The organism is Brevibacillus sp. FW301-21C12A, from assembly GCF_058788915.1.
The window spans coordinates 21289-40401 of the sequence record NZ_JBYTBG010000033.1; the positions used below are offsets into that span (position 1 = coordinate 21289).

Sequence of the window (19113 nt, forward strand, 5' to 3'; positions counted from 1 at the left end):
ATCCGGCTTTTTGCGTTTTGTCCAAAAAGAGGCGCGAAAGCCGGGGCGCTGTCGCGAGTTTGGACAAAAAATAGTGGAGAACGTGCATTGTTTGTCCTCATGGAAGCACATAAGATGATGAAAAAGCTTGTGAGAATGATAATCATCATAAGCTCATTAGCAGCAAAAGAAGAGAGGGTAAAACATGGGGAGAAATCGTCGGAAAATCGTATTCGCGTGGCTGGCAGTTTTGCTGATCGCAATGGCAGGACTCGCCGCGTGCGGGGAAAAAGCGCCGGAACAGCAGGCTGCAGGCACAGACAGCGGGCAGCAGCCAGCCGAGCAACAGCCAGCGGCCAGCAAGGAAGCATCGGCAGAAACGAGAGTCGTCCAAGATGCGTACGGTGACGTCACGATTCCGGCTCATCCGCAGCGAGTGGCGGCCATTTATCAGGAAGACTTTTTGCTGGCCCTGGGCGTGACGCCGATCGTCCAATGGTACCACCCGGCATGGGGCAAACAAGATTACCTTGGCCTGGATGTGCCGCCGTTTGACATTACAGGCAGCATGGAGGCGCTGATTGCCGCCAACCCTGACCTGATTATCGTCGACGGAGGCGCGGATAAAGAGAAATACGAGCAGTACAGCAAGGGAGCGCCTACCTATAAACTGCCGGACGAGCTGCGCAACGACACGATTGGCCGCCTGAAAAAGATCGCCGACCTGTTGGGCATCCCGGAAAAAGGATTCCCCGGAAAACAAAGAGGCGCTGAAAATTCTCCAGGACCCGCTCTGGCAATCCGTCCCGGCGGTGAAAAAAGGGCATGTGTACCAGATGAACCGGACGCACTGGCAATCTGGCGCGATCATTGCCAATATGATGAAAGCAGACGATCTTATCTACACGTTCGTCAAGTAAAGCCAGCCGTCGTCTAGGCGAGCTGGGAGCCAGGCAGAAAGAGGGTGGCCCGGGGCAGATGAAACTGCGTCTCGGGCCGCCTTCTTCGCTTTTTTCCATTTTCCACAAGCGGCATTCGCCGTAGCCGAACCTGCTCTTTTGCTTGGCAAATCCCGTTTGTCCCCGTATAATATATAATGATAATCATTCTCATGTGATGGATGAGGATATGCACACTAACGGGACGAAGAAACAACTGTACCCATCAGCGATTTGCGTGCTGACGGGCATGGAACGAGGGGTTCTTGCATCGCATTCTTGCCAGGACAGCACGGAATCGAATGATTTTACCATGATCGTGACCACGGATGGACTAGGCGTCCTGCAAGTCGACCAATCCCGCTTTCGCCTTGGAAAAGAAAGCTGCTGGATCGCCGCGCCGGGCCAGCGTGTGCAAATTTGCGCCGCTGAGCGGGAACTCGAATACTATCGTTTGCCGCCCAAAACAAGCTGTCCCGCAGTCTGAAAGGACAGACGGTGGCGTTTTTGCGCATTTTGCCAGACAAGATCATCGTGGAGAAGACGTACACGGCTCCCGTGATGTTTGAGGATTTGCGCATGCAGCCGCACCCGCTGGTCAAAGCGCTTTCAATCGCCGAAGCAAGGGCAGGGGTGTCGCGGGAGTGGCTCGCCTCGCTTGACGCCGACCACATTTTTTACTCGTTCGACAAGTGGCACGAAGCGGACGAAGGCGCGGAAAAGCGGCTGATCGACCAACCTGTCTGGCAGTCTCTGCGAGCCGTGCGCAACAACTGTGCGTACGAGGTCGATTTCATCACCTGGATGAATCACGGAATCATTGCCAACGGGAAAAAAATTGACGAGATTCTCAGCGTGTTGGCCTAGAGAGTTGGGAAATGTTTCAATCGTACAAAAAAGACCTCTCTTTTGTCCATTGACACCTTTTTCGTCAATCGCCTAAAATCCTACTATGATAATAAGAATCAATTTCAGATTTTTGCCGGAAGGGAAGGAGAAAGCGTCGTTCAGTGCATTTACATAATGAATGGAAAAGGTGGCTAGCATGGGTCAACAGGTACAATCTCTGAAACAAGGAGCCCAATCGAAAGCGGAACAGTTTCGTTCGCGTCCGTGGGCAGCAACGCTGATCCTGACGGGCGGGGTCTTTGCATTGATATTCGGCATGTTTCTGTCCGTATCATTCGGGGCAGCAGACATCCGGTTTTCTGTCGTTTGGGATGCCATTTTTCATTTTAATCCAGATATTACTCAGCACCAGATTATTCAGGAGATACGTCTTCCCCGCTTACTCGGGGGCGCGATGGTCGGAGCCAGCTTCGCTGTTGCTGGCGCGATCATGCAAGGGATGACGCGCAACCCGCTGGCAGACTCCGGCTTGCTCGGGCTAAATGCCGGGGCGGGCTTCGTGATTGCGCTCTGCTTCGCGTTTTTTCCGGGATTGCCGTTCATGTACTTGATTTTGTACGGCTTTTTGGGCGCAGGCGTCGGGGCAGGATTGGTTTACGGGATTGGCTCGATGGCCAAAGGCGGGCTGACCCCTGTGCGGCTCGTGCTTGCCGGGGCGGCGCTCAGCGCGCTTTTGTCCGCGCTCAGCGAAGGGATTGCGCTGTACTTTAAAATCGGCCAAGACTTGGCTTTTTGGTACGCGGGCGGGGTAGCCGGAACGAAATGGTTCCAGTTGAAAGTGATGTTCCCCTGGATTGCGGCTGCCATCCTGGGGGCGATTGTTTTGTCCCGTTCGATTACGATGCTCAGTCTCGGCGAGGAGATCGCCAAAGGGCTGGGGCAGCGAACGGCGCTCGTCAAGCTGGCGGGTACCGTCATCGTTTTGATTTTGGCAGGCTCGGCCGTTGCGGTTGTAGGCGCGGTTGGCTTTGTCGGCCTGATTATTCCTCACTTGACCCGCTATCTCGTCGGGGTCGACTATCGCTGGATTATTCCATGCTCGGCCGTTTTGGGCGCCTTGCTCGTCGTCTTTGCCGACCTGGCCGCGCGAATGGTGAATCCGCCGTACGAAACACCTCTGGGAGCACTTATTGCGCTGATTGGCGTTCCGTTCTTCCTTTACCTCGCACGTAAAGAAAGAAGGGAGATGTAGATATGCAACCAGCTACGGCTCATTTCGATGCCCGTAAGCGCAGCAGGGGCATCCTCGTCATGACCATTTTGTCCGTGCTCATCCTGATGGCTTTCATCATCAGCATGAACACGGGATACATCCGTCTGTCGCCTATGGATCTGCTCATGACCTTGTTCGGGGCGGGGACAGAGAAGCAAAACCTGATTTTGTTTGATTTCCGTTTGCCGCGCATCGTCATTTCGATTTTGATCGGCGCTGGTCTGGCGGTTTCCGGCTGCATCATTCAAGGGATTTCCCGCAACGCTTTGGCCGACCCGGGGATTTTGGGGATCAACTCCGGCGCGGGCTTGATGGTCATGCTGTTCATTTCGTTCTATCCGTCGACGGCTGCCGCGCCTGTATTTTTGCTGCCGGTATTGGCTTTGGTGGGCGCGAGCCTGACGGCGGCACTGATTTTCGTTCTTTCCTATCAGCGGCACAAAGGCTTGTCGCCGATTCGCATCTTGCTGACCGGGATCGCGGTCGCTGCGGGCATGAGCGCGGCGATGATCGTGCTGACGCTCAAGCTGAGCCCGGACAAATACCAGTTCGTAGCCACCTGGCTTGCCGGAAGCATCTGGGGGACCAACTGGAAGTTCGTCCTGTCGCTCTTGCCGTGGATCGTCGTCCTGCTGCCTTTCGTCTTTTACAAGGCGCGGGTGATGAACGTCCTCAATCTGGGAGAGGAGCTGTCGATCGGCCTTGGCGCTCCGGTGGCGAGAGAGCAGCTCAAGCTGTTGGCCGCTTCGGTCGGACTTGCCGCATCGTGCGTAGCGGTCAGCGGCGGTATCGGCTTCGTCGGCCTGATTGGCCCGCACCTCGCCCGCAGGCTTGTCGGGCCGAAGCACGAGATGCTGCTGCCTACTTCTGCGTTGACAGGGGCGCTTCTGGTCATCGTCGCCGACACGATCGGACGCTGGATTTTGCAGCCGTCCGAGATTCCGACCGGGATCGTGGTCGCTGTCATCGGGGCTCCGTACTTCTTGTACTTGCTTGCCCGTTCGAAGGCGTAGAGAAAAGAGAGAGTCTGTCACTGCGGGGGGAGAGATATGAGGAACTGTGGGAGGTGGCCAGACGAGCGCAGTTGGAAGAGATGATCCGTTCCATGCCGGACGGGCTGGACAAGCTGATCGGGGAGCGGGGAGTCAAGCTGTCCGGCGGTCAAAAGCAGCGTCTGTCCATCGCGCGGATGTTTTTGAAAAACCCTCCGATACTCATTCTCGATGAAGCGACCTCCGCTCTCGACACCGAGACGGAAGCGGCGATTCAGCAGGCTTTGGCGGAGCTTTCCCAAGGGCGTACAACGCTCGTGATCGCTCACCGCCTGGCGACGATCAAAAACGCAGACCGGATCATTGTCGTCGCCGACCAGGGAATTGTCGAGCAAGGGCATCACGACGAGCTTTTGCAGACGAAAGGCGTGTACAGCAGGCTGCACCAGGCGCAGTTCGGCTCGTAAGCGGGCAACTGCGTACACCTGGGCGCGGCAGCTTCGCTCTCCAGCGAAAACGAGCGAAAACGAATAAGGCCAAAAAAAGTGGCGAGCGTATCTTTCGAACCAGTGGTTTCGGGAGGTGCGCTCGCTTTTTTGATGGGCGACTGCGCTGTGTCCAGTCGGTCGGCCCCGCCTGGTAGGACAAGCGTTTCGGCCCGTTACGCCGGGCTGTTCTGTGCAAAAGAAACCGCCAGTCTCTCCTTTCGCGGTTGGTAATGCGCAGTTTGGTTGTATAATGGTGGTAGCAGAAAGGGTTTTCAGACAGCTTGGCTAACGGCAAGAAGAGGGGAGCCAGCAATCGTTCAGGGACGGGACAGGACAGGAAGGAGTGATGAGCGTGATCGACCGACTGGACCATCTGGTTTTGACTGTCCGTGATCTGGAAGCAACCTGCCAGTTTTACGAGCGCGTGCTTGGCATGCAGGTTGTAACTTTTGACAATGGCAGGCGGGCATTGCACTTTGGACAGCAAAAAATCAACCTTCATCTGGCAGGACGCGAATTTGAGCCGAAAGCGCGGCACCCGCAACCTGGCTCTGCCGACATATGCCTGATCGCAGCAGTGCCACTGGAACAAGTCATCGAGAAAATAACCGCATGTGGAGTCGAGATCGAGGCGGGGCCTGTACAGCGGACGGGGGCTACCGGACCGATTCGCTCTGTCTACGTGCGCGACCCGGATCAAAACCTCATTGAAGTGGCGGAGTATGCGCAAGCTGCTGATCTGTTGGCGAAGGAAGCGGCCGTCCAGGCAATTTCCGACGTGCTCAAGCAGCGCGAGCCGGGGATCATGGGCGCACAGCAAGCAGGGGTGTTTGGCATTTTGCTCCCGTTGGTGAAAATGGACGACGGCAAGCTCGGGGTCTTGTTTGAAAAGCGGGCCAGCACGATGCGCAGACAGGCGAACGAAATTTGTTTTCCCGGCGGCCGCGCAGAGGAAGGCGACGCGTCGAGGTGGGCGACGGCGCGCCGGGAGACGAGCGAGGAGCTGGGCGTGCCGTTAGAGAAGATTCACTACGTCGGCGAGCTGGATCGGCTGATCGGGCCGGGACATGCCGCTATTTACCCGTTTGTAGGCTACGTGGAGGGGATCGCGGACATGAAGCCGAATCCCGACGAGGTCGGCGAGGTGTTCGTCATCGCGCTTGAGCGGCTGGCTGCCGCCGAGCCTTCCACGTACACCTCAGCGCTTGTCACCGAGCCGGAGGAAGACTTTCCTTACCATCTGATTCCCGGCGGCAAACGGTATCCGTGGCGCACAGGCACGGTCGAGCATCTGTTTTACGAGCTGGACGGACGAGTCATCTGGGGACTGACTGCCCGTGTGCTGGCGCATTTTCTCGAACGGCTGCAAAGCGAGGGCTGGTCTCGCAAGTAAAAAAGCAACAGACAAAGGGAGTGGATGAAGCATGTGGAAAGGAAATCCGGTTACGTCACGTCTGCAAATCAAATGGCCGATCATCCAGGCGCCGATGGCGGGGGGAGCAACTACGCCGGCACTGGTCGCAGCCGTCTCGGAAGCAGGCGGACTGGGCACGCTCGGAGCGGCCTACATGAGTCCGCAGCAAATCCGCGAAGCGATACACGCCATTCGCGAGCGGACAGACAAGCCTTTTGGTGTCAATCTGTTCATCCCGGAAGACTTCGACCAGGAGCAGCCGATCGCGGCGAATGTGGCTGCGGCGCTCAACGAGGTGCGGCGCGAGCTGGACATCCCGGAAAATCCTGAGGTCACGAGCTTCGCCGAAAATTTTGCCGAGCAGTTGGCCGTCGTGCTGGAAGAAGTGCCTGCGGTCTTCAGCTTTACGTTTGGCATGCTCGATGCGCGCTCGCTCCAGGCGTTGAAGCAAAAAGGGGTGACGGTCATCGGGACGGCTACGACGGTGCGCGAGGCAGTAGCTCTCGAAGCTTGCGGAGTGGACATGATTGCAACGCAGGGCAGTGAAGCGGGCGGGCATCGCGGCTCGTTTTTGCCGGACGCTCCCAACAATCTGATCGGCACGATGGCATTGGTGCCGCAGATTGTGGATCGGGTGAAAATTCCTGTCATCGCGGCAGGCGGGATCATGGACGGACGGGGCATCGCCGCCGCTTTCGCGCTGGGAGCGCAGGCGGCACAGCTCGGAACGGCGTTTTTGACGTGTGCGGAAAGCGGAGCGCATCCTTTGCACAAGCAAGCCATCCGGGAGACGAGCGACGAGAGCCTCGTGTTGACGCGTGCCTTTTCCGGAAAATGGGCGAGAGGCATCCAGAACGACTTCATGCGAAAAATGGCGCCGCTGGAGCACGAACTGCCGACCTATCCGGTGCAAAATGCGCTGACCAAGGACATTCGCGCCGCTTCCGGCAAACAGCAGCAAACAGCGTACATGTCGATGTGGGCCGGGCAGGCAGCGCCACTTGGTAGAGAGCTGGGAGCGGGCGAGCTCGTCTTGCAGTTGGTGGAGGAAACGAAGCGGGTATGCGGCAGCCTCGTGTAGAGCAGCCCGATCAACAGACTACGGCAGTGCCGTGACGGAGGAAAGCAACATGAAACAGGAGTACGCTCTCAAAGGGAAAATCATCGCAGAGGGGCAAGCAATCGCAGACGGCTTGGTCGTAGTGGCGGACGGAACGATTGTGTATGCCGGGGACGCAGCGGGCTACGCCAAGCCGTTGCCGACAGAGGTGGTGGCAACAGGGACAGGCTGGATTTGCCCTGGCTTCGTAGATATGCACATGCACGGCATTGACGGACACGATACGATGGACGGCACGCCTGAATCTTTGCAGGCGATTTCCACGGCGCTGGCGCGGTATGGCGTGACCTCGTTTTTGGCGACGACGATGACAGCGCCTTACGAGGAACTGGAGCCTGTGCTGGAAAACATCGCGCAGGTCAGCAGGCAGGGGCTTTTGGGGGCGCAGGTGATCGGCATTCATCTGGAAGGGCCGTGGATCAACCCGCGCTACAAAGGGGCACAAAAGGAAGAAAACATCGCGCTGCCCAAGCTGGAAGCCGTACAGCGGCTGTACGAACTGGCGCAAGGTCTGATGAAGGTCGTGACGATCGCGCCGGAGCAGCCGGAGGCGCTCGAAGCGATTGCCTGGCTGAAGGAACAGGGCGTGATCGTCTCGGCAGGGCATACCGGAGCGACGTTTGCCCAGGCGGCTGAAGCGGTCGACGCAGGCGTGCGCCATTTCACGCACTGCTTCAACGCCATGACCGGACTGCATCACCGGGAGCCGGGCGTCGTCGGAGCGGCGATGTATCACGAGCATCTGAGCACCGAGCTGATTGCAGACGGCATTCACGTTCATCCGGCGGTGATGCGCATTTTGTACCGGGTGAAAACGGCAGAGCGGCTCGCGCTGGTCAGCGACTCCATGCGGGCGGCGGCGCTGGGCGAAGGAACGTACGATCTCGGCGGGCAAGAGGTGCGCGTCCGTGAAAATCAGGCCAAGCTGGCCGACGGGACGCTCGCTGGAAGCATCCTGACGTTGAACAGGGCAGTCGGCAACATGGTGACGCTCAGCGGCGTGCCGCTGCCGGAAGCGGTAGAGATGGCCTCCCATACGCCTGCCTCGATTCTCGGCTACGGCGAGCGAAAAGGCCGCCTGGCAGCCGGCTACGATGCGGACATTGCGGTGCTGGATGAAAATTTTGACGTGGCGATGACATTCGTTGCCGGAAAGAACGTGTACGCGCGCTCCAATTGAAAAGGCAAGGGTGAAAAAAAGCAGTTCGAGCTGTCAGCTTCACAGCTCGGACTGCTTTTTGCTTGGGGGACGACGCTTACGCTTTTGTTGGCTGCAAGGCATTGGGGCCAAACCAGATTTTTTGAAAGTCGAGCCAGCCGGACGGATGGATGGAGACGCCGCGAACCGATTTGTGATAGGAGGTTTGCGTTTTTTTCTGCACGAGATACAGCACGGCATGGTGTTCCTTGATGAGCGCTTCGCTTCCACTCGTGCGGGCTGTTGCCGCCGCACAGACTCGTCAGCCTCCCGGAAGAGGGCAGACAGCTCTTTGTCGATCGTCTCGGCCAGGGCGGCATCGAAGGCGGGCAGGAAGTAGTTTTTTTGCATGTACATTTCTAGTTCACTGATTTCATCCTGGTCTAAAGCATTTCCGAAAAGCAGACAGTCATGCGCGGGCAGAGTCCCGTGGTCCGCAAATTCGAACGGTTCGCGGATGGCGACTTCGACCGGGATGCCGCAGGACTGGCAGCGCGCCTGAATCCAGCGGGCGTCCGGCTCATGGTAGGATGTCGTCACGAGCCGCAAAGTCTCTCCCTGATAACCGCTTTCTGCCAGCAATGCGGCAATGTCCGCGCGATTTTGACGGGGAGCGCTGTCCGCAGCCAAAGTCGCCAGAGCGGGGGAGTACGGGCGAAAGCCTTTGGCCGGATAGATGCGATCTCCGCCCAATTCCGCCACCATCAGCTCGCGATCGATCAACAGATCGAGCGCCTGGCGAAACTTCGGGTGGTTTTGCGGGCCTGTCAGCCGCTGGTTGAAGATGAGCAGGTTGCAGCAGGAAAACAGCGTCTCCAGATCACACCAGTCGCTGCTGGCGCGAACGGCTGCCTCCCGCAATGCCTCCGCCTTCGCCGCCGCTTCGTGCGACATCATGACAGCGGTCCAGTCCGGCTCCCGCAGGCTGCCTGTTTCCAGGTCGGGGAACAGCAGAATTTCCACGCGGTCGAGCTGCGGTCTGCCCTGAAAATGAGCCGGGAACGCCTCCAAAATACAAATCTCTTCGTCGAGGCGGACCAGTTGGAACGGGCCGGTGCCAACCGGATTTTTCCCAAACGTCTCCGCCGCCTCCTGGACGATCTCCTCTGGAACGATGCTGGCAGGAGGGGCCGCAAGCAGGCGCAAAAACAAGTAATTCGGCTCCTGCAGCACGATCCGCACCGTTCTGGCATCGACCGCCCCGATCTGTTCGATTCCCCGGAACATCCAGCTCGCTTCGTACAAGTCCGGGTTTGCGCGCAGCCGTTCCAGGGAAAACACGACATCGCGCGCGGACAGCTCCCGGCCGTGATGAAAAAGGATGTTTTTCTTCAAGTGAAACGTCCATTCCCGGTGGTCGGCGCTGTGCTCCCAGGAATGGGCGAGTGCTCGGATGAATCGCACGGCTGTCCGCGTCGTACTGAACGAGCGTATTGAACAACTGTCCGACCAAATGCGCGTCGAAGTGGTAATACAGCTTTCCGGGGTCCAGCGTGACAATCGTGCGGTAGACGGGGAAGCGCAACACGTCCTGATAGCGGTTCGCCTCGTTCAACGTGCAATACCCGAGTCCTGCTGACAGCCATTCCATGAACTGTTCTTTGACGGCAGGCTTGCCGAAGCGGTTCAATAGTTCCATCGCTTCCTTGACGTCGCCTTGCTCCATGCGCTGCTTCCCTTCCTGCAGCAAAATCGCATCGGCATCGGCGACAAACGTCAGGACGGAGGCATGGCCACGGCCGCGGCCGGACTGCCACTCGATCCAGTTTAATTCAGCCAGCTTGCGCACGATCAGCTTGGCGTTGCGAGGCGTGCAGTGCCAAAGCCCGCTCAGCTTTTCAATCGTGACGGGGAACGGCTTTGCCGTTGCTTCTTGTTGAAAAAACTGGCGCAGCTTTAAAAAATAAAGAACGGTAACGTACAAAGCCCCCCTTCCTGTGCAAAAAGGTGACAGAACTCACGCAAAGCTTACCCTTTTTACCCTCTGTCGGATCAATATACTGAAGATAACACGACAGACCAAAAACAGGAATGGGGAAGCGGTGTACGCGGCCGTCCTGGTCGTGTTCATGCACCTGTTCAAGCAAGAGCTGCGCGAGCGTTCGACCTCTGTAACGATGCGCGAAATGGCGCGGATCGTCTTCACCGACAAAGTGTTCCTCAACTTGCTGCTCGGCAACCTGTTTGTAGCCGGAGCCTACTCGCACCTGGATACGACGCTTGCGCAGTACATCGGCCACGACCGGATCGAGGAGATGCTCGTCACCTATTTGGACGGCATCCCGGAAGTGTGCCTGTCCAGCTTGCGTCTGGCGCTGCTCTCCGGCGACTGGATTCCGCTGACGCTGCCCGATCAGATGGCAAAACGTCTGCCGTTTGCCCAGACGGTCAGCATGGGCGGTGCCACGGAAGCGGCGATCTGGTCTATTTACCATCTGTACAAAGGACTTTTGCCAAACTGGCGCAGCATCCCGTACGGACGTCCTCTCGCCAACCAGGGCTTCCGGGTGCTCGACTCGCAACTGCGCGATTGCCCCGTGTGGGTAACGGGCGAGCTGTACATTACCGGACACGGCCTGGCCCAAGGGTACGTGGGCGACGAGAAGCTGTCGGCAGAGCGCTTTTTCCTGCATCCGGCAGATGGACAGCGGCTCTATCGCACAGGAGATTTGGGCCGCTATACGCCGGGCGGCGAAATCGAGTTTTTGGGCCGCGAAGACAACCAGGTCAAAATTCGCGGCCACCGCATCGAGCTGGGGGAAATCGAATCAGCGCTACTCAAGCATCCGGCAGTAGCCGCAGCAGGCGTCGTGCTGGATGAGGCGAGCGACGAGCCGGCTTTGCTCGGAATCGTGGAGACGGCCCGCAAAAAGGACCGTGACCGCACAGCCGAAGCGGCCGAATTTGCGCAACTGACGAGCGGTATCGGCGAGGCGGCAGGGGAGATCGCGGCGCACATCAGCGCCCGGCAAATCGAAGAAGCGATGGCCAGCCTGGATCGGGCCGTGCTCCATTCGATGCTGCGCGCGCTGCAAACGCTCGGATTTTTTGCAAAAGGCCAGGCGCAATCGCTGGAAGAAGTGCTGCAAGCGGGGAGCATCCTGCCGAAATACCACTGGCTGGCGCGGCGCTGGGTGGCGAAGCTCGCCGAAGCGGGCATGCTGACCGAGCAGGCGAAAGGGCAGTACCGCAGCGAGCTTGCCGTAGATGACGAGCTTGTCCGCGAGAACTGGACAGAGGCAGAGGCGATCTGGACGAACATGCTGGGGACGGCAGGATTTACCGCCTACGTCCGCAAAAACGCCGAGAAGCTGCCGGAGCTGCTCGGCGGCCAGGAGGACCCGGTAGCGCTCCTGTTCCCGGAGGGCAAATTCGACCACGTCCATACGCTGTATATCGAGCACATCATGGCGAACTACCTGAACAAATGCATGTGCCTGCTTTTACAGCGCATCGCCGAAAAGCAAGGGAGCAAGCCGCTGCGGATTTTGGAGGTCGGAGCCGGAACCGGAGCGACGACAGGACATGTCCTCAAGGCGCTCGAAGGCTACCCGATCGAATACGTCTTTACCGATGTGGCCCCGTTTTTCATTCCGGGCGCCAAACAGCGCTTTGCCCAGTATCCGCACGTAAGCTTCGGAGTCTTTGACGTCGACCAGGACTACCGCGCCCAAGGCTTTGCGCCGAACAGCTTCGACGTCGTGCTGGCAGCCGGGGTACTGGAAAATGCCCGCGACATCCCGGCGAGCATGCGCAGGCTGCGGGAGCTGATTCGCCCGGGCGGCTGGTTCGTCTTCACCGAGCCGACTATCGAGCATTTGTGGATTTTGGCCTCGCAGGCGTTCATGATGATGGAGCCGGGAGACGAGCTGCGCCTGGAGACGTCCTACCTCGATCGCCACGACTGGCTGCGCCAGCTTCAGGAAGAGGAAAACGAGCCGCTGCTGCTGCTGCCGCAAGAGGACGACAAGCTGACCGCGCTCGGGTTCCACCTGTTTGCCAAACGGATGAAGCAGGAGCGCCTGGCAGTGGAGGCGACGGAGCTGGAAGCGTTTTTGGCCGGACAGGTGCCTGCCTACATGCTGCCTCAGCACTTGCAAGTAGTCGATGCGCTGCCGTTGACCGGAAACGGCAAGGTAGACCGGCGCACCTTGGCAAAATGGCGTCCTGCTGCCAACGGGACACAGGTGGCGGCGGCTTTCGTCGAGGAAGGACTGGACGCGCTGGAAACAGAGCTTGCCCGGCTGTGGGCGGAAGCGCTCGGCCTGGCTGGCATCGGCAAGTCGCAAAGCTTTTACGAACATGGCGCCGACTCGCTCATCATGGCGCAGGTGGCAGGAAAGCTGCGCGACAAGCTGGCGGAGGACCCGGAGCACGAAGCGATTCCGTTCGACGCCCTGCTGCGGCAAATGCTGAACTACCCGACAGTCGCCGATCTGGCCGAGTTCATCCGCTCGCGCAGACAAGTTACGGAGCGCGAGAGCGTAGCTGTGTGGCCCGGCAAGCAGGACGGCTCCAGCAATGCCGTGCTGATTCCGTACGGCAGCGCGCAGGAAGGGCCGCTCCGCGTCGTGTTCCACGCCGTTTTGGGCACGATGGACATTTTCCGGCCTCTGCTTTTGCACCTCCAAGCGCAAAAAACGGGCAGCATCGTAGGGGTGGCAATTGCCGATATGGAAAAATACTGCTCACTGGAGCCGTCCGAGCTGATCGAGACTGTGGCTGACGACTACGCCGAATGCCTGCTGGCAGGCGGCCACAGCGAAATGCAGTTGATCGGCTACTCCCTCGGCGGCCTGATTGCCGTCGAGGTCGCCAGACGACTGATGGAGCGAGGGATTCAGGTCGTCGATCTCGTGCTGATCGACATTCCGCCGATCTTCACCGAAGTGGATGACGATCTGCTCGTCGAAACGCTGTTTGTGCCCAACCTGAACATCACGCTGGCGCAGGCAGGCTTTGGGCAGGTCGATGAAAATGACCTGGCGCGCGGCGTCATGAAGCTGGTTGAACAGCATGGGGACTGCATCCCGCAAGGCGCCGCCGTGACCATCGGCGGAGACGCGGGGCTGGATCGGGTCGGAGAGCTGTTCCGCAACATGGCGGCTGTCAGCAAACGGGAGCGCTTCGCGGCTTACGTCTGCGCGAAAGCCAAGGCAACCGGGGAAGAGATGCCGATCGAGATGGCGGAAGGCTTGTGCCAGGTGTTCCGCCAAAGCTTCAAGGCCGCCCGTTATACGCCGCTGCCGTACATGGGCGACATCCGCTTCCTGTTGGCGAGCGAGCCGTTCTTGTTCCTGCCGCGCACGGATGATACGACTCTTGCGTTCTGGCAAGATGTGTGCCTGGGCGAGCTGGAAGTGACGACGATCGCAGGAAACCACTTCAGTTGCATGGTCGAGCCGAATGCAAGCAAGCTGGCGCAACTGCTGGCAGCGCCGTTCACGCAAAAATAAACGCCCGCAACCTCGGGAAATGAAGAGCGACAATGCGTCTTGAGAGGGATGGCTCCGCTGTGCGTGCTAAAAAAAGCAGGACAGCAGGGAGCATCCCTCTTCTTTTTTTCGGAAGGCAGACGCTACCGGGCAGCTTTTTTCCTGCTTTGGTCCCAGGGGGAAAAGGCTGCGCTGCCTGGGCATTCGTGGTACCCTATTGCCAACGAGTCAACCAATTCCGCTCCAGCAACGATTTTGTCGGCCCAAGCGGGCGAATGAGAAAGGATGGTACCGATGAGCCATAGCGACTCCCCGATCAAAGAGCAGTCGCCCCTCTGTCAACGCACCAAACAGATCGGCAACAGAACCTTCGTCGTGACCTGCCGGGAGTTTCTGGAAAAGCAGGCCGATTTTTTGCTCGATCTGTTTGCGGATGTGGAAAACGAGAGCGGGCCGCTGCGAAACGGCGCGAAAATTCAAGTAGGCTGGACAATTTTAATTGTCAATGAACGAGAGGGACACGAAGGACAAATGGAAATTGTCGCACCGGACTACGACACGAATCCGTTTACAGAAACAAACCGCGACTTGTCCGTGTCCCTCTACGTCCAGATGGCGCAAAACCACTGTCTGCAAACGTTGCAGCTCGCAGGAGAAACCGCGCTGTTCCAGGACAAGATCGTAGTGGCAAAAGGGGCGCTAGAAGAGGAGCACGTCTATTTGCAGCGCGCCGAACAAGCAGAAGCAGGCGACTCCGGCTGGTATCTCGGGCCTGTACAGGGCGAGGTGGACAGCGACGGGCTGGAATCGTACTACATTTTCCAACTGCTAAAACGCCGTCCGTCTCTTTTGCAGGCGTTGGCGCTGCCGCGCGGCTACATCGCCGTGCTCAAGGGTGACCAGATTGAGGCGGTGCTGGACGAACATGACGAAAACGTGTGGCCGACGCTGCACTAGAAGCGGCCAGGATACCGACAACGTTTGCAACGACGCACCAGCGCGTAAATGGGCTACTGGCAGTCTTTATTGAAGCCAGCAAATGGTGATGTTATCATGGGTGGGGAAAAAGCGAGCACGAAGAGACAGGGGAGGTAGCACGTTGTGAAAATCGCAGTAGTAGGAAGCATCAATATGGATCTCGTCTCCCACGTCCACCATCTGCCCAAGGCAGGAGAAACGATTTCCAGTCATGACTTCCGGCTGATTCCAGGCGGCAAAGGGGCCAATCAGGCAGTGGCCGCCGCGCGTCTCGGCGCACACGTTTCCATGATCGGGATGGTGGGCGAAGACGAGAACGGGAGCAAGATGCTGAACAGCTTGACAGAGGCGCGCGTTCACGTGGAAGGAATCAAACGCTCGGGGACGACGGGCATGGCTTTTATCAATGTGAGCGATGACGGGGAAAACAACATTGTGCTCGTCCCGGGAGCCAATGCGCAAATGAGCGTGGAGCACATCGAGCAGAACCTGTCCATTCTTGTGGAGAGCGACGTCGTGCTGCTGCAACTGGAAATTCCGCTTCCCGTAGTGGAGTACGTCGTGAAAAAGGCGTCCGGACTCGGCAAGCTGGTTATTTTGAATCCGGCTCCGGCGCAGGCGCTGTCACCTGAGCTGCTGCAGTACGTCCACACGTTGACGCCAAACGAGACAGAGCTTGCGAGCTTGAGCGGCATGCCGACTGCTACGCTTTCAGAAGTCGAGGCGGCGGCGAAAAAGCTCTTGGCAAGCGGGCCCAAGCGGGTTATCGTGACGCTGGGCGAAAAAGGCGCTCTGCTGGTGACCCCAGACGGGGCGACGCACGTCCCTGCTTGCCGGGTAGAGCCTGTGGACACGACGGCGGCTGGCGATTCGTTTACCGCGGCTTTTGCCGTCGGGATCGCCAAAGGGATGCCGGAAGCAGAAGCGGCGGCATTCGCCAGCAGAGTGGCGGCGATCGTCGTGACCAGACGCGGGGCGCAGCCGTCCCTCCCGACGCTTGCGGAAGTAGAGGCGCACGCGTTTTAAGGAAACCACAATTCATGCAGACCAAACGAAAAAGCAAACGGTTTTTGGAGCGAACAGTTCCAAAGGCTCGTTTGCTTTTTGCTTTTCCTTGTTCGTTATCCGCGCTTTTGCAACAGCTCCAGAACCCATTCGCACCAGGCGATGTCTTCTTTCATCCGCCGCGCTCCCCACGAGAGCAAAATGTACTCGCCAAACGCCGGATGGTCCGGGTGGTCGGGCGGGTGGGGATGGTCGACAGCATCAGCCTGGTACTCCTGAATGTAGTGCTCGTACATGTCCAGATGCTCGCGGCATTGCTGGATGCGCTCGACAAACATCGTCGCAGCGGCATTTTCATCAGCGAGCCCGAGGCAGTACGTTTTCAGGACCAGCTCGTCCCGGACGACAGGCTCTGCTGCCGGCTCACTGAGCCAGACTTGCAGCGCGATCTGCCCTTTTTCTGTAATCGAATACACTTTTTTATCAGGACGATCCGTCTGGTGGATGCGAGTGAACTCCAGGTAGCCCTCCTGTTCCAGCTTGGCCAGCAGCGGGTAAATCTGGCTGTGCTTGGCCTGCCAAAATGGTTGAAGCTGGAGCATCAAATCGTAGCCAGAACTGGGCGTGCGGGCGACCAGCCCCAGGAGTCCATACGCGAGTGTGTTCAAGTGAAAGCCCCCTGACTTTTACGAATCTCAAGATCATTATAGGAAGGGTTTTTCGGCGAGGCAATAGCGAACCTGCGTCCTGCTTAGCTTTTCCCAAGCTTATGTGCAAAATCCAAAGAAACCCTCTTGAAAGTCAAAGAAGGTCAAACTATAATAAAGTCATCGAAGGTCAGAGAAGGTCAAACGACACTGAACCTTCCGGGAATCAAAACGTGCACGTCAACATTCCAAAATAAACATTTTGGGGGTATGAAAACATGCAATGCGAAATCTGCAAACAACGACAAGCAACTGTTTCCGTTCATATACAAGTGCAAAACAACCGGCAAGCCTACCAGCTTTGCAAGGAATGCCACGCCAAGCTGGGCAGCAAAATGGGAATCGGCATGGGCATGGGCTTCACTCCGTTTTCCTCCTTCTCCGGTCTGGACGAGTTCCTGCAAGGCTTCGCCCAGGCGCAAGCGAAGGGCGGCAAGCCTAAAGCGCAAGAGCCGCAAGCACCGGACCGCGGCGGCATTCTCGACGAGCTGGGCCGCAATTTGAACGATGCGGCGCGCGCCGGGCTGATCGATCCGGTGATCGGACGCGACCAGGAAATCGAGCGCGTCATCGAGATTTTGAACCGCCGCAACAAAAACAACCCGGTTCTGATCGGGGAGCCAGGGGTAGGGAAGACGGCGATTGCGGAAGGACTGGCGCTGCGCATTACCGAAGGGCAAGTGCCTGCCAAGCTGAAAAACAAGCAGGTGTACGTGCTGGACGTCGCTTCGCTGGTAGCGGGCACAGGGATTCGCGGGCAGTTCGAGGAAAAGATGAAGCAAGTCATCGCCGAGCTGCAAGCGCGTAAAAACGTCATTTTGTTCGTCGATGAAATTCACCTGCTGGTAGGCGCTGGCTCTGCGGAAGGCTCCATGGACGCAGGCAACATCCTCAAGCCTGCCCTGGCGCGCGGCGAGCTGCAGTTGATCGGGGCTACCACATTGAAAGAGTACCGCATCATCGAAAAAGACGCTGCGCTGGAGCGCCGCCTGCAGCCAGTGATGGTCAAAGAGCCAACAGTGGAAGCCGCCATCGAAATTTTGCAAGGGCTGCGTCCGAAGTACGAGGCGTTCCACCAAGTCTCCTACTCCGACGACGTGATCCGGGCTTGCGTGGAATACTCGCACCGCTACATTCAGGACCGTTTCCTGCCTGACAAGGCGATTGACCTGATGGATGAAGCGGGCTCGCGCCTGAACCTGCGTTCGTCCGGGGCAGACACCGCCCACCTGCATGAGCGGCTGGCGCAAATCAACCAGGAGAAAAAAGCCGCGACCGAGCAAGAAAACTACGAGCAAGCAGCCCGCCTGCGCGACGAGGAAGCAGAAATTCTCGCCAAGCTCGATCAACTGGATGGAGCGGCCAATCGCGTGCAGGTCGAAGTGGCAGACATTCAGGAGATGATCGAGCAAAAGACAGGCATTCCGGTCCGCAAGCTGCAAAGCGACGAGCAAGAGCGGATGAAAAATTTGGCGGCGCATCTCGAAGCCAAAGTGATCGGCCAGTCCGAAGCCGTCAAACAGGTCGCCAAGGCGATTCGCCGCAGCCGCGCCGGACTGAAGCCGAAAAACAGACCGATTGCCTCCTTCCTGTTCGTCGGGCCGACTGGCGTAGGGAAAACCGAGCTGTCCAAGGCGCTCGCCGAGGAGCTGTTCGGTACGCGCGATTCGATGATCCGTCTTGACATGAGCGAGTACATGGAGAAGCATTCCGTCTCCAAGCTGATCGGTTCGCCACCAGGGTATGTGGGCCACGAGGAAGCAGGGCAGTTGACCGAGCGCGTGCGCCGCAACCCGTACAGCATCATTTTGCTCGATGAGATTGAAAAGGCACACCCTGACGTCATGCACATGTTCCTGCAAATTTTGGAGGACGGCCGCTTGACAGACAGCCAGGGCCGCACCGTGAACTTCAAGGAAACCGTCATTATCGCGACGAGCAACGCGGGTGTGACCGAGCGCAAAATCTCCGTCGGCTTCGGAGCAGAGTCGCCTAAGCCTGGCACCGTGCTCGACTCGCTGGGCGCGTACTTCAAGCCGGAATTTTTGAACCGCTTCGACTCGATCATTTCTTTCGCTCATCTGGAAAAACACGATCTGGTCAAAATCGTCGAGCTGCTGCTGCAAGATGTCATGGCAAATCTGAAAGAGCAAGGCATGGAGCTTGCCGTTACAGACGCCGCCAAGGAAAAGCTGGCAGAGCTGGGCTACAACCCCGCATTCGGGGCGCGTCCGCTGCGCCGTGTCATTTCGCAGTACGTAGAGGACGGCATCGCCGACCTGGTGATGGAGGAAGCGGATGTGCGCTCGATCGTAGTCGATGTCGAGGAAGACCGCATTCGCGTGAAAAAAGCATAAAGACCCGCCAGACGGCAGGTCCCGAAACGAGAAGAACCCCTTTTGCCGAGGCCACTGAAGAACTTAGGTTTTGCCGGTGACTTGAGATTTTTGTAAAAAAATAAGCGACACCTGTTCCGTTTTTCCTGGCAGGTGTCGCTTTTTTGATACTGCATTTCCCTTTTATTCGTCATATATAAAGGAGAAATCCACAAGTTCATTGATTTGGCGCAACATGTTATCTTTAGGGACAACAAGGTCATAGAGTGCGGTGTAGGGACTAAACGCAAATGAGATCTGTGGCTGGAACATGGGGCTTCAACCCTTTCGCCGTGATGCTTTAAGTATACATAGAAAAAGGTACAGCCGCCTCAAAAATGAGGGGACTGTACCTTCTTTGT

The 19113-nt window shown here is 57.9% G+C and carries 14 protein-coding genes and 3 pseudogenes; 14 read left to right on the forward strand and 3 right to left on the reverse strand.

Annotated elements, in window-relative coordinates; all coding sequences use genetic code 11:
- The first annotated feature begins 184 nt into the window (after positions 1 to 184).
- The 9 genes and pseudogenes from AC3WQH_RS18480 (at position 185) to nagA (ending at position 8233) form a co-directional block, all read left to right on the forward strand.
- Positions 185 to 899: pseudogene (locus AC3WQH_RS18480) on the forward strand (ABC transporter substrate-binding protein).
- A gap of 208 nt (positions 900 to 1107) precedes the next feature.
- Positions 1108 to 1404: a hypothetical protein gene (locus AC3WQH_RS18485; protein ID WP_005831508.1), complete on the forward strand. Its 297-nt coding sequence runs from the start codon at positions 1108 to 1110 to the stop codon at positions 1402 to 1404.
- Positions 1405 to 1415: 11 nt separating this feature from the next.
- The gene (locus AC3WQH_RS18490; protein WP_007785880.1) at positions 1416 to 1784 is read left to right on the forward strand and encodes an ABC transporter substrate-binding protein; all 369 of its coding nucleotides are present in this window, start codon (positions 1416 to 1418) and stop codon (positions 1782 to 1784) included.
- 178 nt (positions 1785 to 1962) lie between these two features.
- On the forward strand, positions 1963 to 3018 hold the full coding sequence (locus AC3WQH_RS18495) for a FecCD family ABC transporter permease (RefSeq protein ID WP_007785882.1): 1056 nt from the start codon (positions 1963 to 1965) through the stop codon (positions 3016 to 3018).
- A gap of 2 nt (positions 3019 to 3020) precedes the next feature.
- On the forward strand, positions 3021 to 4052 hold the full coding sequence (locus tag AC3WQH_RS18500; RefSeq protein WP_429776084.1) for a FecCD family ABC transporter permease: 1032 nt from the start codon (positions 3021 to 3023) through the stop codon (positions 4050 to 4052).
- A gap of 38 nt (positions 4053 to 4090) precedes the next feature.
- Positions 4091 to 4498: pseudogene (locus AC3WQH_RS18505) on the forward strand (ATP-binding cassette domain-containing protein); the annotation flags it as partial.
- A gap of 373 nt (positions 4499 to 4871) precedes the next feature.
- A complete protein-coding gene (locus tag AC3WQH_RS18510) occupies positions 4872 to 5912 on the forward strand; it encodes a VOC family protein (protein WP_025844532.1) in 1041 nt (346 codons plus the stop codon).
- 31 nt (positions 5913 to 5943) lie between these two features.
- Positions 5944 to 7014, forward strand: a complete 1071-nt coding sequence (locus AC3WQH_RS18515; protein WP_492332194.1) for an NAD(P)H-dependent flavin oxidoreductase — start codon at positions 5944 to 5946, stop codon at positions 7012 to 7014.
- Between the two features lie 49 nt (positions 7015 to 7063).
- Positions 7064 to 8233: an N-acetylglucosamine-6-phosphate deacetylase gene (gene nagA, locus AC3WQH_RS18520; protein WP_005831523.1), complete on the forward strand. Its 1170-nt coding sequence runs from the start codon at positions 7064 to 7066 to the stop codon at positions 8231 to 8233.
- A gap of 39 nt (positions 8234 to 8272) precedes the next feature.
- On the opposite strand, the gene AC3WQH_RS18525 is transcribed toward nagA, so the two are convergent.
- Positions 8273 to 9655: an ABC transporter substrate-binding protein gene (locus AC3WQH_RS18525; protein WP_492332195.1), complete on the reverse strand. Its 1383-nt coding sequence runs from the start codon at positions 9653 to 9655 to the stop codon at positions 8273 to 8275.
- Here AC3WQH_RS18525 and AC3WQH_RS18530 point away from each other — a divergent pair.
- Positions 9645 to 9830: a hypothetical protein gene (locus tag AC3WQH_RS18530; RefSeq protein ID WP_307723513.1), complete on the forward strand. Its 186-nt coding sequence runs from the start codon at positions 9645 to 9647 to the stop codon at positions 9828 to 9830. The genes AC3WQH_RS18525 and AC3WQH_RS18530 overlap by 11 nt on opposite strands.
- A 33-nt stretch (positions 9831 to 9863) precedes the next feature.
- On the opposite strand, the pseudogene AC3WQH_RS18535 reads toward AC3WQH_RS18530, so the two are convergent.
- Positions 9864 to 10175: pseudogene (locus tag AC3WQH_RS18535) on the reverse strand (SgrR family transcriptional regulator); the annotation flags it as partial.
- Between the two features lie 118 nt (positions 10176 to 10293).
- On the opposite strand from AC3WQH_RS18535, the gene AC3WQH_RS18540 reads away from it, so the two are divergent.
- The 3 genes from AC3WQH_RS18540 to rbsK all read left to right on the forward strand — a co-directional run bounded on the left by AC3WQH_RS18540 (position 10294) and on the right by rbsK (position 15690).
- On the forward strand, positions 10294 to 13707 hold the full coding sequence (locus AC3WQH_RS18540) for a non-ribosomal peptide synthetase (RefSeq protein WP_429776080.1): 3414 nt from the start codon (positions 10294 to 10296) through the stop codon (positions 13705 to 13707).
- A 273-nt stretch (positions 13708 to 13980) separates the two neighbouring features.
- A complete protein-coding gene (locus AC3WQH_RS18545) occupies positions 13981 to 14643 on the forward strand; it encodes an immunity protein Imm33 domain-containing protein (RefSeq protein ID WP_310670475.1) in 663 nt (220 codons plus the stop codon).
- Between the two features lie 144 nt (positions 14644 to 14787).
- A complete protein-coding gene (gene rbsK / locus AC3WQH_RS18550) occupies positions 14788 to 15690 on the forward strand; it encodes a ribokinase (RefSeq protein WP_005831532.1) in 903 nt (300 codons plus the stop codon).
- A 95-nt stretch (positions 15691 to 15785) separates the two neighbouring features.
- Here the strand turns inward: rbsK and AC3WQH_RS18555 are convergent, their stop codons facing one another.
- Positions 15786 to 16337 carry a PadR family transcriptional regulator gene (locus AC3WQH_RS18555; protein ID WP_005831534.1) on the reverse strand — a complete coding sequence of 184 codons (552 nt, stop codon included), beginning with the start codon at positions 16335 to 16337 and terminating at the stop codon, positions 15786 to 15788.
- A 257-nt stretch (positions 16338 to 16594) separates the two neighbouring features.
- On the opposite strand from AC3WQH_RS18555, the gene AC3WQH_RS18560 reads away from it, so the two are divergent.
- A complete protein-coding gene (locus AC3WQH_RS18560) occupies positions 16595 to 18733 on the forward strand; it encodes an ATP-dependent Clp protease ATP-binding subunit (protein WP_005831536.1) in 2139 nt (712 codons plus the stop codon).
- Positions 18734 to 19113: the final 380 nt, after the last annotated feature.